This is a genomic window from Pseudomonas koreensis (assembly GCF_024169245.1).
GTDB lineage: Bacteria > Pseudomonadota > Gammaproteobacteria > Pseudomonadales > Pseudomonadaceae > Aquipseudomonas > Aquipseudomonas koreensis_F.
Window position 1 is genome coordinate 3,449,479 of the sequence record NZ_JALJWP010000001.1, and the last position, 19,671, is coordinate 3,469,149.

At 61.5% G+C, this 19,671-nt stretch carries 15 protein-coding genes and 3 tRNA genes; all 18 read left to right on the top strand.

All coding sequences use genetic code 11. The features are described 5' to 3' along the window. The first annotated feature begins 34 nt into the window (after positions 1 to 34). Positions 35 to 1,045, top strand: coding sequence for an aspartate-semialdehyde dehydrogenase (locus tag J2Y90_RS15415; protein ID WP_253500710.1), 1,011 nt, complete (start codon positions 35 to 37; stop codon positions 1,043 to 1,045). Positions 1,046 to 1,253: 208 nt separating this feature from the next. Next, positions 1,254 to 3,914: a FimV/HubP family polar landmark protein gene (locus tag J2Y90_RS15420; protein ID WP_253500711.1), complete on the top strand. Its 2,661-nt coding sequence runs from the start codon at positions 1,254 to 1,256 to the stop codon at positions 3,912 to 3,914. Positions 3,915 to 4,179: 265 nt separating this feature from the next. Beyond that, positions 4,180 to 5,004 (top strand): tRNA pseudouridine(38-40) synthase TruA, encoded by an 825-nt coding sequence (gene truA / locus J2Y90_RS15425; RefSeq protein ID WP_047600206.1) that lies wholly within the window; start codon positions 4,180 to 4,182, stop codon positions 5,002 to 5,004. A 64-nt stretch (positions 5,005 to 5,068) separates the two neighbouring features. After that, positions 5,069 to 5,701: a phosphoribosylanthranilate isomerase gene (locus tag J2Y90_RS15430; RefSeq protein ID WP_253500712.1), complete on the top strand. Its 633-nt coding sequence runs from the start codon at positions 5,069 to 5,071 to the stop codon at positions 5,699 to 5,701. A gap of 199 nt (positions 5,702 to 5,900) precedes the next feature. Beyond that, positions 5,901 to 6,821, top strand: coding sequence for an acetyl-CoA carboxylase, carboxyltransferase subunit beta (accD, locus tag J2Y90_RS15435; protein WP_016773939.1), 921 nt, complete (start codon positions 5,901 to 5,903; stop codon positions 6,819 to 6,821). After that, a complete protein-coding gene (gene folC, locus J2Y90_RS15440) occupies positions 6,818 to 8,125 on the top strand; it encodes a bifunctional tetrahydrofolate synthase/dihydrofolate synthase (RefSeq protein ID WP_253500713.1) in 1,308 nt (435 codons plus the stop codon). The genes accD and folC overlap by 4 nt, the downstream gene beginning before the upstream one ends. Then, positions 8,109 to 8,768 (top strand): SPOR domain-containing protein, encoded by a 660-nt coding sequence (locus tag J2Y90_RS15445; RefSeq protein WP_253500714.1) that lies wholly within the window; start codon positions 8,109 to 8,111, stop codon positions 8,766 to 8,768. The genes folC and J2Y90_RS15445 overlap by 17 nt, the downstream gene beginning before the upstream one ends. 98 nt (positions 8,769 to 8,866) lie before the next feature. After that, complete coding sequence (locus tag J2Y90_RS15450; protein ID WP_016773942.1) at positions 8,867 to 9,427, top strand: CvpA family protein; 561 nt, start codon at positions 8,867 to 8,869, stop codon at positions 9,425 to 9,427. A gap of 41 nt (positions 9,428 to 9,468) precedes the next feature. Further along, positions 9,469 to 10,974, top strand: coding sequence for an amidophosphoribosyltransferase (gene purF / locus J2Y90_RS15455; RefSeq protein WP_003226416.1), 1,506 nt, complete (start codon positions 9,469 to 9,471; stop codon positions 10,972 to 10,974). 71 nt (positions 10,975 to 11,045) lie between these two features. Next, on the top strand, positions 11,046 to 12,257 hold the full coding sequence (locus tag J2Y90_RS15460) for an O-succinylhomoserine sulfhydrylase (RefSeq protein WP_253500715.1): 1,212 nt from the start codon (positions 11,046 to 11,048) through the stop codon (positions 12,255 to 12,257). Beyond that, complete coding sequence (locus J2Y90_RS15465) at positions 12,254 to 13,030, top strand: SDR family oxidoreductase (RefSeq protein WP_253500716.1); 777 nt, start codon at positions 12,254 to 12,256, stop codon at positions 13,028 to 13,030. Before J2Y90_RS15460 ends, J2Y90_RS15465 begins: the two co-directional genes overlap by 4 nt. A 166-nt stretch (positions 13,031 to 13,196) precedes the next feature. Further along, positions 13,197 to 13,272 (top strand) — tRNA-Val (locus J2Y90_RS15470). Positions 13,273 to 13,327: 55 nt separating this feature from the next. Next, a tRNA-Asp gene (locus J2Y90_RS15475) sits at positions 13,328 to 13,404 on the top strand. Positions 13,405 to 13,497: 93 nt separating this feature from the next. Continuing rightward, positions 13,498 to 13,574: transfer RNA gene (locus J2Y90_RS15480), tRNA-Asp, on the top strand. Positions 13,575 to 14,053: 479 nt separating this feature from the next. Next, positions 14,054 to 16,885 carry a xanthine dehydrogenase family protein molybdopterin-binding subunit gene (locus tag J2Y90_RS15485; RefSeq protein WP_253500717.1) on the top strand — a complete coding sequence of 944 codons (2,832 nt, stop codon included), beginning with the start codon at positions 14,054 to 14,056 and terminating at the stop codon, positions 16,883 to 16,885. Continuing rightward, on the top strand, positions 16,878 to 17,417 hold the full coding sequence (locus J2Y90_RS15490; RefSeq protein ID WP_253500718.1) for a (2Fe-2S)-binding protein: 540 nt from the start codon (positions 16,878 to 16,880) through the stop codon (positions 17,415 to 17,417). Before J2Y90_RS15485 ends, J2Y90_RS15490 begins: the two co-directional genes overlap by 8 nt. 2 nt (positions 17,418 to 17,419) lie before the next feature. Further along, entirely contained in the window at positions 17,420 to 18,655 is a 1,236-nt protein-coding gene (locus tag J2Y90_RS15495) for a c-type cytochrome (protein ID WP_253500719.1), read from the top strand. 1 nt (position 18,656) lies between these two features. Continuing rightward, entirely contained in the window at positions 18,657 to 19,628 is a 972-nt protein-coding gene (locus J2Y90_RS15500; protein WP_253500720.1) for an XdhC family protein, read from the top strand. Positions 19,629 to 19,671: the final 43 nt, after the last annotated feature.

Consider the following 19,671-nt stretch of genomic DNA (forward strand, 5'->3'; position numbering starts at 1 on the left):
AGTGCCGCTCCCCCGTTTTGCCAGAGGTAGCTCCATGACCCAGACTTTCGATATCGCCGTTATCGGCGCCACCGGTACTGTCGGCGAAACCCTCGTACAGATTCTCGAAGAACGCGACTTCCCGGTCGGCAACCTGCACCTGCTGGCCAGCAGTGAATCAGCCGGTAGCTCGGTGCTGTTCCGCAACAAAAACGTACGCGTGCGCGAGGTTGACGAGTTCGATTTCAGCAAGGTCAAACTGGTGTTCTTCGCCGCCGGCGCCGCTGTGTCGCTGAGCTATGCGGCACGCGCCCATGCTGCCGGCTGCTCGTTGATCGACCTGTCCGGCGCCTTGCCCGCCGATCAGGCGCCGCAGGTGGTGCCGGAGGCCAATGCCGATATTCTCGCCAGTCTGAAAAGCCCATTCCAGGTCAGCAGCCCGAGCCCGTCGGCCACGACCCTTGCGGTGGTGTTGGCGCCGCTGCTCGATCTGATTGATCTGCAATACGTCAATGTCACCGCCAATCTGGCGGTTTCTGCGCAAGGCCGCGAGGCGGTAACCGAGCTCGCGCGGCAGACCGCCGAGCTGCTGAACATGCGCCCGCTGGAGCCAACATTCTTTGATCGGCAGATGGCTTTCAACCTGCTCGCCCAAGTCGGCACGCCGGATGCGCAGGGCCATACGCTGCTGGAAAAACGTCTGGTGCGTGAACTGCGCCAAGTCCTGGCGAAACCTTTATTGAAGATTTCTGCCACTTGCGTTCAAGCCCCGGTGTTTTTTGGCGATAGCTTTAGCGTGACCTTGCAGTCAGCAAGTGCTGTTGACCTGGAACAGGTCAACGCAGCGCTCGAAGCTGCGCCGGGCATCGAGCTGGTTGATGCCGGCGATTATCCGACCGCTGTCGGCGATGCAGTGGGGCAGGACGTGGTCTATGTCGGGCGCGTGCGCAGCGGCGTCGACGACCCGGCGGAACTAAATCTTTGGCTGACGTCAGATAACGTACGCAAAGGCGCGGCGCTCAATGCCGTGCAGCTGGCTGAGTTGTTGATAAAAGACCTGCTGTAAAAGATACTTGGCAACAATTTGTCGACTGATTCTAGGTGAGCGCTATGCTTGCCCGAAGCGCTCGATGACGAGTCACCCTCCGGGACTTTCCGGGGCAGTAAAGAAATGATCGCGCGCGGCGACTTCCGTCGTCGCGCGCAATGCCTTACGGCAGCGGTATTCAAAAGCTTCTCGCTGGCCGAGGAACGTTCAAACAAAGGATGAGGCTATGGTTCAAGTTCGCAAACTGGTGTTAGCAATAGCGGCCGCCTCGGCGCTGTCCTCCGGTATGGCGCATGCCCTCGGGCTCGGGGAGCTGACCCTGAAGTCGACCCTGAACCAGCCGTTGGTGGCCGAAATCGAGCTGCTCGACGTCAAGGATCTCACCGCCGCCGAGGTGGTGCCGAGCCTGGCTTCACCCGAAGATTTCGCCAAGGCCGGCGTCGATCGCCAGGCCTTTCTCAATGATCTGACCTTCACCCCGGTGCTCAACGCCAACGGCAAAAGCGTGTTGCGCGTGACCTCGAGCCAACCGCTGTCGGAACCGATGGTGAAGTTTCTCGTGCAGGTGATGTGGCCCAATGGCCGCTTGCTACGTGATTACAGCGTGCTGCTCGATCCGTCGAAGTTCTCGCCGCAGACCGCTGACGCCGCTGCGCAACCGGCGCCGTCGCAAACCATCACCGCGCCAACCACTGGCGCCACCCATCGCAATCAGTACACCACTACGCCGCGCGACACCCTGTGGGAAATCGCCGCGAAGGCGCGTAACGGCGGATCGGTGCAGCAGACCATGCTGGCGATTCAGGCACTCAATCCGAATGCCTTTATCGACGGCAACATCAACCGTCTGAAAACCGGTCAGGTGCTGCGTCTGCCGGACTCGGTACAAAGCACCGCGCTGCCGCAATCGGCAGCCATCGCTGAAGTGGCGGCGCAGAACGAAGCCTGGCGTCAGGGTCGTCGTTACGTGGCCAAGCCGGGCACCGGTCAGCAGCAGCTGGATGCGACCAATCGCGGCCGTGGCAACACCGGTGCGGCGCCCAACACTCAGGACAATCTGAGCCTGGTCTCGGCGGAAAGCGCCAAGCCCGGTGCGAAAGGCCCGGCAGGCGATGCCAAGGCGCTGAGCAACAAACTGGCGATCACTCAGGAAACCCTCGACACGACCCGTCGTGACAATGAGGAACTGAAAAGCCGCATGGCTGATCTGCAGAGCCAGCTGGACAAGCTGCAGAAGCTGATCGAGCTGAAGAACAATCAACTGGCTAAGATGCAGGCCGACGGTGCCAGCGCTGCGCCTGGCGCCAACGCTGCTGTGCCGCCGGTTCCGGCGATCACTGCCGAGCTGGCCGCGACTCCGCCGGCCACCCCGGCGGACGCCGCAGCCGCTTCACCCACTCCGGAGTCGGCCATTGCGCCTCCAGCGGAAACACCGGTTGAGCCGGTCGTCGAGCCGGTGGTTGAAACCACGCCCGCTGCTGACGATGACAAAACTTTCAACGAACTGCTGACCAATCCGATCCTGCTCGGCCTGATCGGCGGCGGTGCGGTGGTTTTGCTGCTTCTGTTGTTGCTACTGGCGCGTCGTCGCAAAGCTCAGCAGGAAGCCGAAAAGCACCTGCGCATGGCGCGTGCTCTGGCTGAAGAACAAGAGTTTTCCGCCGAGCATGATTTGCCGGAAAGCAGCTTCTCTGGCCTGGAAACTCCTGCGGCCAGCGTCAAGCTCAATACGCCCGCTCCGACACCTGCGCCAACGCCAGCGCCAGCACCGGTTGTCACTCCGGTGGTGATGGCCGCGCCGATCGCCGCACCTCTGGTGGCCCCGGCCGGCGAACGCTCGGATGACGTGCTCGACAAGGCGCAATCGCACATCAATGCCGGTCGCCTGAATCAGGCCGCCGCGCTGCTGGAAGAGGGCGTCAGCCTCGAGCCGGAACGCAGCGATCTGCGCCTGAAGCTGATGGAAGTCTACGGTCAGCAGGGCGACCGCGATGCGTTCGTTGCGCAAGAGCGTCAACTGGTGGCCAACGGCGACAACTTCGCCAAGGTCGAAGCGCTGAAAAGCCGCTTCCCGGCCATGGCCGTGGTTGCTGCCGGTGGGCTCGCGGCTGCGGCCGTCGCAGCCGAACTGGACGCGCAATATGTCAAGGAACTGTTGCAGGACGAGCCGCAGGCGCCTGAGCCTGCGACTGACGATCTGGACACGGCGTTCGATTTGAGTCTGGACGACCTCGACAACATCACCCCGGTAGATCCTGCGCCAGTGGTTGAGCCAGAAGCGCCGGTCGAGCTGGATGAATTCCCGGCCGAAGACGATCTGAGCTTCGCCTCGGTGCTGCAAGAGCAGACCGAGATGAAAGACAATCTCGACGATCTGTCGGACTTCGATCTGGACATGGATCTTGGCGCCGAACCATCGCCGGCCACGTTGGCTGAAGATGACTTCCTGCTCGATCTGGATGACGGTGTGAAAGATCTGCCGCCGGTCGAGACGCCGGTAGTCGCCGACGTGCCGCAGGACGATCTGGAGTTGCCGGCCGATTTCGACCTGTCGCTGGCAGACGAAATGGACACCAATCCCGCCGCCGAGCCGGATGCGTTCGCGGCCGAGCTGGACGACGTCAATGCCGAGCTGGATCGCCTGTCGCAAAGCATGGCCGAGCCGACCTTCAGCGAAGCGGACGCAGCGTTGGGCGATGACCTGGGCGAAGATGATTTCGACTTCCTCGCCGGGACTGACGAAGCGGCGACCAAACTCGATCTGGCCCAGGCTTACATCGACATGGGCGATGCCGATGGTGCGCGCGACATCCTCAACGAAGTGTTGACCGAGGGTGACGAGAAGCAGCGGGGCGAGGCCAAGGAAATGCTTTCCAACCTGGTCTGAGTTCAGCGGTAGACGAAAACGGCAGCCCGGTGGGGCTGCCGTTTTTGTTTGTGCCCGTTTCTGCGGTGTTCGGAAGATCGCTATCGCGAGCAGGCTCACTCCTACAGTTGAAATGCGTACCCTTTGTAGGAGTGAGCCTGCTCGCGATGGGGCGGTACTGCCGATAGAGAACTCTGGCATCCCCGGCCCACCGCCTTATAATGCCCGCCTTTGCAAATCAGCAGGCTGTCCCACCTTGGCAAACATAGATAACCCGGTCGCCGAAATGGCGCCCGACGGCTTTTACCGCGTCGCGCTGGGCGTTGAGTACAAAGGCTCGCGTTACAGCGGCTGGCAACGGCAGTTGACCGGAGTGGCGACGGTGCAGGAAGAGCTTGAAAAAGCCCTGTCGAAAGTCGCCAATTCGCCGGTTTCCCTGCAATGCGCCGGGCGCACCGATGCCGGCGTGCATGCCTGCGGCCAGGTGGTGCACTTCGACACCCAGGTCGATCGCTCGCTGAAAGCCTGGGTCATGGGCGCCAACATCAATCTGCCCCACGACATCAGCGTCAGCTGGGCCAGGGTCATGCCGGCGCATTTTCACGCGCGCTTCAAAGCCATCGCGCGGCGTTATCGCTATGTAATCTACAACGATCAGATTCGCCCGGCGCACCTCAACGAAGAAATCACCTGGAATCACCGTCCGCTCGACGTCGAACGTATGGCCGAGGCAGCGCAATACCTGATCGGTACCCACGATTTCAGCGCATTCCGGGCCGGTCAGTGCCAGGCCAAGTCACCGATCAAGAAGATGCATCATCTGCGCGTGACCCGTCACGGCAAGATGATCGTGCTCGACATTCGTGCCAACGCGTTCCTGCACCACATGGTGCGCAATATTGCCGGTGTGCTGATGACCATCGGCGCCGGTGAGCGCCCGGTGGAGTGGATGAAAGAAGTGCTGGAAAGCCGCGAGCGTCGCTCCGGCGGGGTGACGGCGCATCCATACGGGTTGTATCTGGTGCAGGTCGAGTACCACGACGAATTCCCGTTGCCCGAGCGCTTTATCGGGCCACATTTCCTTACGGGTTTCTCCGAACTTGACGGCTGACGCCCTCGAACGCTTTTGTTACCATCCGGGACGTTTTCGGATTTTGCCCTGAGGTTTTCCTGACATGTCAGCCGTTCGCAGCAAGATCTGCGGCATTACCCGCATCGAAGATGCATTGGCCGCGGTCGAAGCCGGTGCCGACGCGATCGGCTTGGTGTTCTACGCCAAGAGCCCGCGAGCGGTGAGCGTGCAGCAGGCGCGGGCGATCATCAAGGCGCTGCCGCCGTTCGTGACCACTGTCGGGCTGTTCGTCAATGCCAGCCGTTGCGAGCTGGGAGAAATCCTCGATGCGGTGCCGCTGGATCTGCTGCAGTTCCATGGCGACGAAAGCGCCGAGGAATGCGAAGGCTGGCATCGTCCGTACATCAAGGCGCTGCGGGTCAAGGCGGGTGATGACATTGCCGCTGCCTGCGATGCTTTTCCCGGCGCCAGTGGCGTGCTGCTCGACACCTATGTCGAAGGGGTGCCCGGTGGAACCGGCGAGGCGTTTGACTGGTCACTGATTCCGCAGCGCCTGAGCAAGCCGCTGATTCTGGCCGGTGGCCTGACGCCGGAGAACGTTGCCGACGCGGTAGCACGGGTCAAGCCCTACGCGGTGGATGTCAGCGGCGGGGTAGAAGCGAGCAAAGGCATCAAGGATCACCACAAGATTCGCGCATTCATCAACGCGGTGCGCGGCAATACATCGTCGATGTGACGGCTGGCAGTCTGCCGCCGTCCATCAATGCACTTGCACAAAGCAGGCGCGGCTGAGGGTTGCTGAATCGTACGCAGGTCATGTTTCGCGCTGACCGCAACCGTTCATCAACCATCGCCACACACATGAATTTAGCTCAAGGGCATACGCGGGGCTGCGAACCAGAGCGTTCGGGCCGCCGGTACTGGAGAAAGAAAGCATGAGCAACTGGTTAGTAGACAAACTGATCCCTTCGATCATGCGCTCGGAGGTCAAGAAGAGCTCGGTGCCTGAAGGTCTGTGGCACAAATGCCCGTCCTGCGAGGCGGTGTTGTACCGTCCGGAACTGGAAAAGACCCTGGACGTTTGCCCCAAGTGCAACCATCACATGCGCATCGGCGCACGTGCGCGCATCGACATCTTCCTCGATCCGGAAGGCCGCAACGAACTGGGCGCCGATCTGGAGCCGGTTGACCGTCTGAAATTCCGCGACGGCAAGAAGTACAAGGATCGCCTGGTTGCTGCGCAAAAGCAGACCGGCGAAAAAGACGCGCTGATCTCGGTCAGCGGCACCTTGCTGGGCATGCCGGTGGTGGTTTCGGCATTCGAATTCAACTTCATGGGCGGTTCCATGGGCGCCATTGTCGGTGAGCGCTTCGTTCGCGCTGCCAACTACGCGCTGGAAAACCGCTGCCCGATGATCTGCTTCGCTGCTTCCGGTGGTGCACGCATGCAGGAAGCGCTGATCTCGCTGATGCAGATGGCCAAGACCTCGGCCGTGCTGGCGCGTCTGCGTGAAGAAGGCATTCCGTTCATCTCCGTACTGACCGACCCGGTCTACGGCGGTGTGTCGGCCAGTCTGGCGATGCTCGGCGACGTCATTGTCGGCGAGCCTAAAGCCCTGATCGGCTTCGCCGGTCCGCGTGTTATCGAGCAGACCGTGCGCGAAAAACTGCCGGAAGGCTTCCAGCGCAGCGAGTTCCTGCTGGAGCACGGCGCCATCGACATGATCATCCACCGTCAGGAACTGCGCCCGCGTCTGGGTAACCTGCTGGCACAGATGACCGGCAAGCCGACGCCGAAATTCGTCGCCGCGCCGATCGAGCCGATCGTGGTGCCGCCGGTGCCTGCCAACGTATGACCCAGCGCACCCTTGGTGAATGGCTCGCCTACCTCGAGCAGTTGCATCCGTCGGCCATCGACATGGGCCTGGAGCGTTCGCAACAGGTAGCGTCCCGCATGGGGCTGGGCCAGCCGGCGCCTCGGGTGATCACGGTCACCGGCACCAACGGCAAGGGTTCGACCTGCGCGTTCGTGGCTTCGTTGCTGCGCGCGCAGGGCCTGAGCGTTGGTGTCTACAATTCCCCGCACCTGCTGCGTTACAACGAGCGGGTGCAGCTCAATGGCGTCGAGGCCACTGACGCGCAGCTCTGCGAAGCCTTTGCTGCGGTCGAGGCGGGCCGCGGCGAGACTTCCCTGACTTACTTCGAAATGGGCACTCTGGCAGCGTTCTGGCTGTTCCAGCAGGCGGCGCTTGACGCTGTGGTGCTTGAAGTCGGGTTGGGCGGGCGTCTGGATACCGTCAATGTAGTCGATGCTGATATCGCGCTGGTCACCAGCATTGGCGTCGATCATGCCGACTATCTTGGCAATACCCGCGAATCCGTAGCCTTCGAGAAGGCCGGGATCTTCCGTCAAGGAAAGCCAGCCCTGTGCGGCGATCTGAATCCCCCGCAGCCACTGCTGGACAAAGCCCGCGAGCTGGCTTGCCCGTTTTTCCTGCGTGGTCGCGATTTCGATCTCGGCATCACCGAGCAGCATTGGCAGTGGCGCGGTACCAATGCACAGGGCCAAGCGGTGGAGTTGCGCGACTTGCCGCTGCTCGATCTGCCAATGGAAAACGCCGCGTTGGCGCTGCAAGCCTATCTGCTGACAGGTTTGCCGTGGAATGCCGAGCAGATTGTCGCGGCGTTGCAGGCGACGCGCGTGGTCGGGCGCCTCGATCGCCGTTCGTTCGAATGGAACGGCAAGCGCCTGAATCTGTTGCTGGACGTCGGTCACAACCCGCATGCCGCCGAATATCTTGCGCGTCGTCTGGCCGCGCGCCCGCCGGTTGGCAAGCGCCTGGCGGTGTTCGGGCTGCTGGTGGACAAGGATCTGGATGGTGTTGTTGGCGAATTGAATGCTAGTGTCGCGCATTGGGCTGTCGCGCCGCTGGATTCGCCACGCGCGCGTCCGGTCGCGGAGTTGCAGGCCGCGCTGCAGAACCTTGGCGCTTCGGTCGCGTCCTACGACAGTGTCGCAGCTGCTCTGGAAGGGCAGTGCGCGGTAGCGACCAGCGACGACGAGATTCTGTTGTTCGGATCATTTTATTGTGTCGCCGAGGCCCTTGAGTGGCTGGCCCGGCGCTCCACGGAGGAAGCGGCGAATGGCTTTGCTGGATAAAGCGTACAAGCAGCGCATGGTCGGCGCGCTGGTGCTGGTAGCGCTGGCGGTGATCTTCCTGCCGATGCTGTTTTCCCGCCAGGACGAGCAGCGTCAGGTGACGGTCGAGGCCCCGGCTGCGCCTCAGCCTTCGGCCCTGCCGCAAGTGCAAATGGACCCGGTCGCCGTGCCTGAGCCGCAGGCTTTGCCGCAAGAGCCGGTGCCGACTGACGAAGAGGTCGCTGAAGAAGCAGTGCCTGCTGCTCCGGCTGCCCCGGCTGCGCCAGCACCGACCATCCCTGCGCAGATTGCCCGCCCGGCGACGCCGCCACCGGTGGCCAAGCCGATACCGGCGCCGGCCCAGCCGATCACCTCGGCAACGAGCAAGCCCGATACCACGCAGAGCCGCGTCGATGCCAACGGTCTGTCGGTCAGCTGGTCGGTACAACTGGCCAGTCTGTCTAGCCGTGCCAGCGCCGAAAGCCTGCAGAAAAACCTGCGCAGCCAAGGCTACAACGCCTACATTCGATCGGCTGACGGCAAGAATCGGGTGTTCGTCGGTCCGCTGATCGAGCGCGCCGAAGCTGATCGCCTGCGCGATCTGCTGAGTCGCCAGCAGAACCTCAAGGGCTTCGTTGTCCGTTTTCAGCCTGAACGTGGCTGAAATCTATCACCTCGATTGAAAACCACTGACAATCGCAGCTTACCGACAGCCATGCGCTCTGCTAAAATGCGCCGCCTTATCCGTCTGTAGGCTGCACTGTGCCATTTACCTGGGTTGACTGGGCGATCGTTGCAATCATCGCCATCTCCGCTTTGATCAGTCTGAGCCGCGGCTTCGTAAAGGAAGCTTTATCGCTGCTGACCTGGATCATCGCAGGAGCGGTTGCCTGGATGTTTGGTGGCTCACTGTCCGAGTACCTCGCCGGATACATCGAAACCCCATCGGCTCGCGTGATCGCGGGCTGTGCCATCATGTTTGTCGCCACACTGATCGTGGGCGCAATGATCAATTATCTTATCGGCGAGTTGGTTCGCGTCACCGGGTTGTCCGGGACCGATCGATTCCTCGGCATGGCCTTCGGCGCAGCGCGTGGCGTGTTGCTGGTGGTCGTGGCGGTCGGGCTGTTGAGCCTGGGGCCGGTACAGCAGGACGGGTGGTGGAAAGAATCACAGCTCGTGCCCAAGTTTCTATTGGTCGCCGACTGGTCCAAGAACCTGATACTGGGGTGGAGCAGTCAGTGGCTTGCCAGCGGAATCAGCGTACCCGCTGAGATTCCGTTCAAGGAGCAGCTCTTGCCGACGGCGAAAACGCCTCAGTGAGTGTTGTTCAGTTCAGATCCATTAAGTAGGGGTTGCGTCGCATGTGTGGCATCGTCGGTATCGTCGGTAAGTCGAACGTCAATCAGGCGCTGTATGACGCGCTAACCGTGCTCCAGCACCGCGGCCAGGACGCTGCCGGTATCGTGACCAGCCATGATGGCCGGTTGTTCCTGCGCAAGGATAATGGCCTGGTGCGTGACGTGTTCCAGCAGCGTCACATGCAGCGTCTGGTCGGCCACATGGGTATCGGCCACGTCCGCTACCCGACCGCCGGCAGCTCGACGTCGGCAGAAGCCCAGCCGTTCTACGTCAACTCCCCGTACGGCATCACCCTGGCGCACAACGGTAATCTGACCAACGTTGAACAGTTGGCGAAAGAGATCTACGAATCCGATCTGCGTCACGTCAACACCAGTTCTGACTCGGAAGTGCTGCTCAACGTGTTCGCCCACGAGTTGGCCCAGCGCGGCAAGCTGCAGCCGACCGAAGAGGACGTTTTCGCCGCCGTGACCGACGTGCACAACCGTTGCGTCGGTGGTTACGCCGTTGTCGCGATGATCACCGGTTACGGCATCGTCGGTTTCCGCGACCCGCACGGCATTCGTCCAATCGTGTTCGGCCAGCGTCACACCGACGAAGGCGTCGAGTACATGATTGCCTCGGAGAGCGTTTCGCTGGACGTGCTGGGTTTCACCCTGATTCGCGACCTGGCGCCGGGCGAAGCGGTGTACATCACTGAAGACGGCAAACTGCACACCCGTCAGTGCGCGACCAACCCGTCGCTGACCCCGTGCATCTTCGAGCACGTCTACCTGGCGCGTCCGGACTCGATCATCGACGGCGTGTCGGTGTACAAGGCGCGTCTGCGCATGGGCGAGAAGCTTGCCGAGAAGATCCTGCGCGAGCGCCCTGAGCACGACATTGACGTGGTTATCCCGATTCCCGACACCAGCCGTACCGCTGCGCTGGAACTGGCCAATCACCTGGGCGTGAAATTCCGCGAAGGCTTCGTCAAGAACCGTTACATCGGTCGCACCTTCATCATGCCGGGCCAGGCGGCGCGCAAGAAGTCGGTACGCCAGAAGCTCAATGCCATCGAGCTGGAATTCCGCGGCAAGAACGTGATGCTGGTCGATGACTCGATCGTGCGTGGCACCACCTGCAAGCAGATTATCCAGATGGCCCGCGAAGCCGGTGCGAAGAACGTCTATTTCTGCTCGGCGGCACCCGCGGTGCGCTTCCCGAACGTTTACGGCATCGACATGCCGAGTGCTCACGAACTGATCGCGCACAACCGTTCGACCCAGGACGTGGCCGACCTCATCGGCGCAGACTGGCTGATCTATCAGGACCTGCCTGACTTGATCGAAGCGGTCGGCGGCGGCAAGATCAAGATCGAAAACTTCGATTGCGCGGTATTCGATGGCAAGTACGTGACCGGTGACGTCGACGAGGCTTACCTGGACAAGATCGAACAGGCGCGCAACGATGCCTCGAAGGTCAAGACCCAGGCAGTCAGTGCGATCATCGATCTGTACAACAACTGAGTTTCCACCGGCCCTGAGGGGCCGGTTTTGTATCTGATATTTATTGTTCGAGAACAGCAAGGAGAGACAGCATGAGTCAGGAATGGGATGCCGGTCGGCTGGACAGCGACCTCGAAGGCGTAGCGTTCGATACCCTGGCCGTCCGTGCCGGTCAGCACCGCACGCCGGAAGGCGAACACGGTGACCCGATGTTCTTCACCTCCAGTTACGTGTTCCGCACCGCTGCCGATGCAGCGGCGCGCTTTGCCGGCGAAGTGCCCGGCAACGTGTATTCGCGCTACACCAACCCGACCGTGCGCGCGTTCGAAGAACGCATTGCCGCGCTGGAGGGCGCCGAGCAAGCCGTCGCCACGGCAACCGGCATGGCTGCGATCATGGCGGTTGTGATGAGTCTGTGCAGTGCTGGCGATCATGTGCTGGTGTCGCGCAGTGTGTTCGGCTCGACCATCAGCCTGTTCGAAAAGTACTTCAAACGCTTCGGCGTCGAAGTCGATTACGTGCCGCTGGCCGATCTGTCGGCCTGGGACGCGGCGATCAAGTCCAACACCAAACTGCTTTTTGTCGAGTCTCCGTCCAATCCGTTGGCCGAGTTGGTGGATATCGCCGCGCTAGCTGAAATCGCCCACGCCAAGGGCGCGCAGCTGGTGGTCGACAATTGCTTCTGCACCCCGGCGCTGCAACAACCGCTGAAGCTCGGCGCGGACATTGTCGTGCACTCGGCAACCAAGTTCATCGACGGTCAGGGCCGCTGCATGGGCGGCGTTGTCGCCGGACGCAGCGAACAGATGAAGGAAGTGGTGGGTTTCCTGCGGACCGCCGGGCCGACCCTCAGCCCGTTCAATGCGTGGATCTTCCTCAAAGGCCTCGAGACCCTCAACCTGCGCATGAAAGCGCATTGCGCCAACGCCCAGGCGCTGGCCGAATGGCTGGAGCGGCAGGACGGCATCGAGAAAGTCCATTACGCCGGTCTCAAGAGCCATCCGCAGCACGAGTTGGCCCAGCGCCAGCAGAAGGGCTTCGGTGCTGTGGTCAGCTTCGAGGTCAAGGGCGGCAAAGAGGGCGCCTGGCGCTTTATCGATGCCACGCGGTTGATTTCGATCACCGCCAACCTCGGCGACAGCAAGACCACGATCACGCACCCGAGCACCACCTCTCATGGCCGTCTGGCGCCGCAAGAGCGTGAAGCGGCGGGCATTCGTGACAGCCTGATCCGCGTTGCGGTGGGTCTGGAGGACGTCGCTGACCTGCAAGCCGACCTGGCGCGCGGTCTGGCCGCGTTGTGATCGAGTTGTCTACCCCGACCGCAGGTACCCATGGCCGCGTTGCGTTGGTCACGGGTGCCGCGCGTGGCATCGGTCTGGGCATTGCCGCCTGGCTGATCAGCGAGGGCTGGCAAGTGGTGCTGACCGATCTCGATCGGGCGCGTGGTTCGAAAGTGGCGAAGGTGCTGGGCGAGAATGCCTGGTTTATCGCCATGGATGTCGCGGACGAAAGTCAGGTTGCGCTGGGCGTGGCCGAGGTGCTGGGTCAGTTTGGTCGCCTGGATGCGCTGGTCTGCAACGCGGCGGTGGCCGATCCGCACAACATCACTCTGGAAAGTCTCGATCTCGCCTATTGGAATCGGGTGCTGGCGGTGAACCTGAGCGGGCCGATGTTGCTGGCCAAGCACTGTGCGCCGTATCTGCGTGCCCACAACGGTTCGATCGTCAACCTGGCCTCGACCCGCGCCGGGCAGTCGGAACCGGATACCGAGGCCTATGCCGCGAGCAAGGGCGGATTGTTGGCGCTGACCCATGCGCTGGCCATCAGCCTCGGGCCGGAAATTCGAGTCAATGCCGTCAGCCCGGGGTGGATCGATGCGCGTGATCCCTCGGTACGGCGCGCCCAACCTCTGGCCGATGCCGATCATGCCCAGCATCCGGCGGGCAGGGTAGGGATGGTCGAGGACGTGGCGGCGATGGTCGCTTGGTTGCTGTCGCGCAATGCCGGGTTTGTCACCGGCCAGGAATTCGTCGTCGATGGCGGCATGACCAAGAAGATGATCTACACCGAATAACAAGCGAAGCCGCGTCCTGTGGGAGCGAGCCTGCTCGCGAATGCGGTCTATGGGTCGATGGCTTCTTCAGGAATGAAGCAATTTTGTCTTTTTCAGAAAAACTCCAATCCTGCTATTGACTTAGCTTCGCCACCTGCGTAAATTTCGCGGCCTCGGAGATGCAAACGGGTGATTAGCTCAGCTGGGAGAGCGTCTGCCTTACAAGCAGAATGTCGGCGGTTCGATCCCGTCATCACCCACCACTCCCGAGAAGCTTGCACAAGCAAGAGAGTAGGCTGAAAGTGCCTGCACCGACGCGCAGCGGTAGTTCAGTCGGTTAGAATACCGGCCTGTCACGCCGGGGGTCGCGGGTTCGAGTCCCGTCCGCTGCGCCATATTTTACGAGTCAGATTCATCTGGTTCGCGATTGCCAGGCACCGAAGCCGGCGATCAAAACGAGTTACTTGAGCGCAAGCTCAAAGCGATACGCAGCGGTAGTTCAGTCGGTTAGAATACCGGCCTGTCACGCCGGGGGTCGCGGGTTCGAGTCCCGTCCGCTGCGCCATATCTGCCTCAAGGACCACTGAACGCCTTGAAGCGCCGAAACCAGCAACAGGCTGAATCGGATCGATAGCAAAGACCCTGGTCGAAAGACCGGGGTTTTTTGTGTCTGAAATTTGGCTATTCCTCTCTCGAACTCTTGCACAAATCCTTCTGTAGGAGTGAGCCTGCTCGCGATAGCTGTATTCCAGTCGCCGATATTCGCGACTGACACACCGCCATCGCGAGCAGGCTCACTCCTACAATGATTTGATTCCAAACCAAATTGCTGCGATCCCACGTCGCATTGATTTTTTTGATTATTTGGTCAGGTTTTTGTAACTGGTTGTTTGCCGCGGGCGCAGAAACCTTTAAAGTTAACCTTTCGGTCAGCTTTGCACTGTCAACACAGCTCTTTGCTTCGCCAGAAAGAGCTTCTGCACGACTCGAGATCCCCAGTAGATAACCACAAGGGCGGACCTATAACCGCCCAGAGGATGATCCATGTCCAACCGTGAAATATCCCGGCGCTCGTTCCTCCAGGGCGGGCTGGTGGCGGGTGTGAGCGTTACGCTTACGCCGCTCAGCAGTCAGGCGCTGGCTGCCTTGATGGAAAACAGCGTCACCGTGCCGTCCGAGAAATGGCTCGGCAATAACGGCAAGGCGCGCCAACGCAACGATGCCCTGTCCAAGGTCTGCGGCGGCAAAGTTTTCGCCCGCGACATCCGCGCCAAGGACATGCCCGGCTGGCCTGAGCAACAGGGCCACGCCATGCTGCTGAAAACCATCAAGGCCGACCGTATCTACGCAGGTTACGACCTGTCGTGGCTCGGCGCCGATCTGCAACCTGACCGCATCGTCACCGCTGCCGATCTGGACAAGGACGGTATCCACTTCCCCGAAGAGCATGCGCCTGATCCATTGCTGCCGGAAGGCAAAGTGCCGATGTTCATCGGTCACCCGGTGGCGATCCTGATCTGGAACGATTTCGAGCGTTTCCGTCAGGCCAAGAACCAACTCAAATTCAATGACAAAGCGATTCGTTACGGCGCCAAGGTGCCGTTCTACGAAGGCGATCCCTACGGCAGCTTCCGCTACGTGCGCGTCGGCGGCGCGACTTCGGCGGATGAAGACGAGTTCGCCAGCCTCAAGGATTCGATCCTGTTCCCGATGCTGAAGAACCGCCGTCCGGTGTGGAATGCCTCGCCGAACCTGCATGGCAACCTCACCGAACGCGGCCTGTTCTACGCTGACCGCATGAAGCAGGAAATCGACACGCCGCCGGACAACTGGCTGGTGTTCGATGAGCGCTACAAAACTCCGTCCATCGAACCGGCTGCCCTCGAGCCGGACAACGGCAACGGCTGGTACGACCCGAAAACCAAAACCCTGCATTTTGTCGTGGCGACCCAGTGCCCGCTGGAAGTCGCGACCGAGACCGCGAAGATGATCGGGCCGTCGCGTTTCGGCCTGGCCAACCTGAACATGCACCCGGGCTACACCGTCGGCTACGGCTCCAAAGACCACAACATCTTCGTTTACTACGCAGCCTTGGCTGCGCTCTACGGCGCCGGGGTGCCGGTGCGTCTGGCCAATGATCGCTACGAGCAATTCCAGAGCGGCATCAAGCGTCACCCGTTCGACATCCGCTACCAGTTGGCCGTGGACAAGAACGATTACACCTTCAAGATTTTCCGCGCGGAAATGAGCGTCGACGGTGGCGGTCGGGTCAACTACAGCCCATCGGTGGCGGCGGTTGGTGCCACAGCAGCGCAGTCGATCTACTACATGCCGCAGAACGATCTGCAAGTCACCGCGTATCACTCGCGTGCGGTCGAGGCGGGCTCAATGCGCGGTTACGGCACCCTGCAAAGCATGGCGGCGACGGAGATGATGGTCGACGAGATCGCCAATCGCCTGGGTGTCGACGCGATCGATTTGCGCCGCAGGAACGCTCTGCGTTCCGGCATGAAGAATACTCAGGGCGCGATCCCGGCCGGTGCGCTGCGCCTGCACGAAATTCTCGACAAGGCCTCGGTGCACGAGGTCTGGAAAAACCGCGACGCGATCAAGCAGCAACGTGAAGCGGCAGACCCGGATAACTGGTACGGCGTCGGTTTCGCCATCTGCCAGAAAGATTTCGGCACCGGCTCCGAAGCGCCGATGGCCAGCATCGAATTCACCGCTGATGGCCGCATCACGCTGCGCCACATTGGTATCGAAATCGGCACCGGCATGTCCACCTCGCAAGCGTTGGTCGTCGCCGATTTCCTCGGCAGCCCGGCGCAGGATGTGAAGACCGGCGAAACCGAATGGCAGGAAATGCAGCTGATCACCAGCGGCAACCCGTACATCATGAGTCAGGCGGAGCAGGACAATCTGCTGCGCAACCCGCGCTGGGTCGGCAAGCTGGCCTCGGCGTCGTCGGCGACCAACTCCGCCTATTACTTCAGTCATGCGACCCGGGAAGCGGCACGCGTGCTGTTCAACCATGGTTTGTGGCCGGCGGCGCTGGAGATCTGGCGTCAGGGCCCGTATGGCGGCCAGGCCAACCCTTACGTGGTGCGTCGCGAGGATGCGCACTGGGTCGATGGCAAGCTGACCGCCAACGGCATGCAACCGCTGAGCTTCGAAGAGCTGGCCAAGCGCGCCCATGAACGCGGTCTGGTGACAGGCGCCACGGTGCACGGTTTCAACCGCTGGAGCTGGGCCGAGGCCGAGTACAGCATCGACGGCGTGCGCGAGCGCCTGCCGCTCGACGGTCTGGCGGTGAAATACGGCGATGGCGCCCCGCAAGCGAAGAAAGCGCAGATGAACAGCGCTGGCTTCCACCTGCTCGATCGGCAGAACGTCAACTACCCGGTGGTGCAGTTGAACAACGCAGCGGTGACCTATTACAGCCCGGTCGCCACGCTGGTCGAGCTGAAGGTCAACAAAGGCTCGGCGGAAGTCCAGGTGCTCAATCACCATTCGTGGATCGAGTGCGGTCGCGTGCTGGTTGAAGAGTTGGTCAAGGGCCAGCTCGAAGGCGGTATCGCTATGGGGATTGGCCATGCGCTGATGGAAGAGATGCCGCTGTACGAAGGCGGTCCGGGGGAGGGTGACTGGAACTTCAACCGTTATCGTCTGCCGATGGCGCGTCACGTTGCAGTGTGGAAACAGACCGCGGAAATTCTGCCGCCACTGTCGCCGAGCGATCCGTCTAAAGGCATCGCCGAAGTGGTGATGATCCCGATCGTCGGTGCCATCGGTAACGCCGTGGCGCATGCCATCGGTAAACGTGTTCGTGACCTGCCTATCACCGCTGCGCGCATCAAGGAGGCCCTCAATGGCTAACCGTCCGCTTCAACTGACCCTCAATGGTCAATCCGTCGGTCCGGTGGACATCCCTGATGACCTGCCGATGATCGACTACCTGCACGAATACAAAAACCTCACCGGCTCGCGTCTGGGCTGCGGCCAGGGCATCTGCCACGCCTGCGTAGTGATCGTCGACAACCCCGACGGCACCAGCGAAGAGGTGCGCACCTGCATCACCGGCGCGCATTACTTCGAGGGCAAGAAAGTTCGCACGATCGAAGGCCACGCCACCCGCGACGAGCAAGGTCAGGTCACCGAGCTCAATCCGATCCAGCAGCGCTTCGTCGACGAGTTCGCCTTCCAGTGCAGCTACTGCGCGCCGGGCTTCGTCAACGCCGCAACCGTGCTGGTCGAGAAGCTGAAGCGCCAGCCGATTGTCAAAAGTCAGCTTGAACAGGTGATCGAAGACAGCCTCGGCCATCACGTCTGCCGCTGCACCGGCTACGTGCGTTACTACAACGCCACGCGCAACGTGCTGACCGATCTTGGTCTGGTCAAGGAGGGTTGAGCATGAAGCGTTTACTGACCCGCGTGACTTTCGCAGTCGGGCTGGCCGCGCCGCTCTTGGCGGCCCACGCCGACGATCAGGTCAAGCGCGGCGAATACCTCGCCCGCGCCGCCGACTGCATGGCCTGCCACACCGCACCGGGTGGCGCGCCTTATGCCGGCGGCCTGCCGATCGTCTCGCCATTCGGCACGATCTACGGCACCAACATCACCCCGAGCAAGGAACACGGCATCGGTCTGTACAACGATGACGAGTTCTTCGCCGCGTTGACCGAAGGCAAACGTCGCGACGGTGCGAATCTGTACCCGGCGATGCCGTACACCTCGTATCACCTGATGCCGCGCGCCGATTCCGATGCGATTCACGCGTATCTGAAAACCATCGAGCCGATCGAGCGCGCCGCACCGGTAACCAGCCTGAGCTTTCCGTTCAACGTCCGTCTGGGGCTGACCGGATGGAACATGCTCTACGGTAAAGACGTGAAACTGGAGCCGGCTGAAGGCAAAAGTGAGGCGTGGAAGCGCGGCCAGTATATGGTCGACGTTCTCGGTCACTGCGGTGAATGCCATACGCCGCGCGGCCTGCCGGGCGCGATGCAAATGGACAAGCGCATGACCGGCGGCATCCTCAATGGTTATCTGGCGCCGAGTCTGCTGGCCACCGACCTGGCCGCGCGCGGCTGGAATCAGCAGGATCTGAGCACGTTTCTCAAGCACGGCATGAGCGCGCAAGGAACGATGTTCAACGAAATGTTCCCGGTGTTCCACAACAGCACTCAGGGGCTGAGCGATGCTGATCTGGCAGCAATGGCAACATTCCTGCTGGGTGAGCAACCTCCGCCAGCCAAAGAGCTCGTCGAAGTGCCGCTGGACAAGCTCAGCCCGAGTGCCCAGCGCGGCCGTCAGGAATACCTCAACGTCTGCGCCGGTTGCCACGCGGCTGGCGGTGAAGGCAAGCCGCACATCGCAGTGGCCATGCGCGGCAACACCACGTTGCGTCTGGACGATCCGCGCAACCTGTTGCGCGTGATCGAAGATGGCATTGGCGAACAGAAGTTTTCCGGGTTCGAACACATGCAGCCGATGCCGGGTTTTGCCGACAAGCTCAGTCCCGAGCAATTGACCGATCTGCTCAACTATCTGCGTCAGGGTTGGGGCGGCCAGAGTGATGAGCTGGCGATGAGTGAAGTGCAGAAGCTGCAAGCCGACGCGCCGAGCGTCGAGCACAAGGCCCACTGATATGCAGCATCTCGATCTGCAAGTGGTGCGCCGGGCGTTGGAATGGTCGGTGGCCGGGCAGCGAATCTGGCTGTGCACGGTGCTGAGCACTTACGGCTCGGCACCGCGCGCGCCGGGTTCGCTGCTGGCGGTGAACGACGGCGGGCAGTGGATCGGCTCGCTGTCGGGCGGTTGCGTCGAGGAGGATTTTCTTCAGCGCGTCGCCGAAGGTGCGTTTCTCGAGGCGGTCAGCGTCGTGCGCTACGGCGAAGGCGACGATCCGCGCTCGCGGGTCAGTCTGCCTTGCGGCGGCATTCTCGATGTGTTGGTGGAGAAACTTGACGCCGACTGCGAGGTACAGGCGCATCTGCGTGAACTGGAATCGGCGTTGCTCGGTCAGCGACGTTTGATTCGCGAGGTCGATTTGAGCAGCGGTGCGCGCACTGTGTTTGCTGATCGCGAGCAGGGCGCGCGGATCGAGCGTGAGATTGATCGGGTGCGCATTCGCATCGGCGCGGCGCAGCGCTTGTTGCTCGCCGGCTACTCCAGCGTGGCACAGGCCTGTGCCGAGTTTGCGGTAGGGCTTGGCTTTGAAGTGATTCTTTGCGATCCGCGTGATGAAGTGCTCGAAGGTGTGGTGCTTGATGGCGTAGAAATCCGCCGGCAGTTGCCTTCGGTGTTCATTGCCGACGGTGGCTGTCATCGCGACACAGCAGTGGCGGCGCTGACCCACGATCCGCGGATCGATGATCTGGCGATGATGGAAGCGGTGCGCACCGAGGCGTTTTACGTCGGTGTGATGGGATCGCTGCAGACATCGCAAAAACGCTTTGAGCGCTTACGCCGTGTTGGTGCCTTGAGTGAGGCAGAGCTGGCGCGGATTCATGCGCCGATCGGGCTTAACCTTGGCAGCAAGACACCGGCGGAAATTGCGCTGGCGGTGCTGGCGGATATCCTGCGGATTCGCAGCGGGATTGCTCGGGATCAGCTTTGAGCTTTGCGTAGAAATGAAGAGGGCCGCAATTTGCGGCCCTTTT

What these genes read in the sequence shown, in the direction of transcription:
- J2Y90_RS15415 (WP_253500710.1), top strand. Translation starts at nt 35, where the DNA reads ATGACCCAGACTTTCGATATCGCCGTTATCGGCGCCACCGGTACTGTC.
- J2Y90_RS15420 (WP_253500711.1), top strand. Translation starts at nt 1,254, where the DNA reads ATGGTTCAAGTTCGCAAACTGGTGTTAGCAATAGCGGCCGCCTCGGCG.
- truA (WP_047600206.1), top strand. Translation starts at nt 4,180, where the DNA reads ATGGCGCCCGACGGCTTTTACCGCGTCGCGCTGGGCGTTGAGTACAAA.
- J2Y90_RS15430 (WP_253500712.1), top strand. Translation starts at nt 5,069, where the DNA reads ATGTCAGCCGTTCGCAGCAAGATCTGCGGCATTACCCGCATCGAAGAT.
- accD (WP_016773939.1), top strand. Translation starts at nt 5,901, where the DNA reads ATGAGCAACTGGTTAGTAGACAAACTGATCCCTTCGATCATGCGCTCG.
- folC (WP_253500713.1), top strand. Translation starts at nt 6,818, where the DNA reads ATGACCCAGCGCACCCTTGGTGAATGGCTCGCCTACCTCGAGCAGTTG.
- J2Y90_RS15445 (WP_253500714.1), top strand. Translation starts at nt 8,109, where the DNA reads ATGGCTTTGCTGGATAAAGCGTACAAGCAGCGCATGGTCGGCGCGCTG.
- purF (WP_003226416.1), top strand. Translation starts at nt 9,469, where the DNA reads ATGTGTGGCATCGTCGGTATCGTCGGTAAGTCGAACGTCAATCAGGCG.
- J2Y90_RS15460 (WP_253500715.1), top strand. Translation starts at nt 11,046, where the DNA reads ATGAGTCAGGAATGGGATGCCGGTCGGCTGGACAGCGACCTCGAAGGC.
- J2Y90_RS15485 (WP_253500717.1), top strand. Translation starts at nt 14,054, where the DNA reads ATGTCCAACCGTGAAATATCCCGGCGCTCGTTCCTCCAGGGCGGGCTG.
- J2Y90_RS15490 (WP_253500718.1), top strand. Translation starts at nt 16,878, where the DNA reads ATGGCTAACCGTCCGCTTCAACTGACCCTCAATGGTCAATCCGTCGGT.
- J2Y90_RS15495 (WP_253500719.1), top strand. Translation starts at nt 17,420, where the DNA reads ATGAAGCGTTTACTGACCCGCGTGACTTTCGCAGTCGGGCTGGCCGCG.
- J2Y90_RS15500 (WP_253500720.1), top strand. Translation starts at nt 18,657, where the DNA reads ATGCAGCATCTCGATCTGCAAGTGGTGCGCCGGGCGTTGGAATGGTCG.